Here is a 660-nt window from a genome sequence, read left to right as displayed (position 1 = left end):
TTACCCGGGAAACAATTCAGTGCCGCCGATGGGGCGTCCGTTGATAGGGCTGCTGAACTAATTGATAACATCAATGAGGCACCTTACGCAGGCGCAAAAGCAGTAGAATTCATTGTGCCAAAAATCAATGCCTTGTCAGAAAAACATACAAAAATTGACGCTCAATTGGCTGCGATTGAAGCCATAGAAAAAGACTTTTATGCGTATGATGCAGATAAAAAAAAATTGAGCCCAACGCGTCATGCTCACGCCAATGTTCATTTAGCCAATAAACTAATCAAAAAAATGCAACCGGCTAGAGACCTAGCAATTGAAACAGCCTCTAATATCACGCGCCAGATCGATGCCAAGGTGGCCCTGAAAGTCGAAGAAGAGAAAAATATTTTGGATCGAAAGATGGCCGCAGTTGAAGCCAGCTCGGCTGTTATTGAAGGTTTGAAGGAAAACATCATCAAATATAAACCATCTAGCCGAAATGAAAAATTTAGTGTTCGCTTTTGGGCCAATCAGAAAAAGGGGGATGAGCTGCTGGAGCGGATTAATCAAGATGTTGAAGCGGCTGAAGAAATGGCAAATCACCTTCGTACATACGATGAACAAACTAGAAAAGCCAAGGATCTGGCTCAGGATGAACAAGACGAAGCCCTCAAAATTAGGCGC

1 protein-coding gene is annotated in these 660 nt (G+C 43.2%); it reads left to right on the top strand.

Annotation, left to right across the window (positions count from 1 at the left end; genetic code table 11):
- Window positions 1-660 (top strand): hypothetical protein (locus tag C0081_RS23340; protein ID WP_180967034.1); only part of this gene is annotated, 660 nt, incomplete at both ends.

Origin of the sequence: Cohaesibacter celericrescens (genome assembly GCF_002866925.1) — a bacterium.
Lineage (GTDB): Bacteria > Pseudomonadota > Alphaproteobacteria > Rhizobiales > Cohaesibacteraceae > Cohaesibacter > Cohaesibacter celericrescens.
Note: the sequence above shows the minus strand (reverse complement) of the source record. Positions and strands in the feature narration are given on the sequence as shown.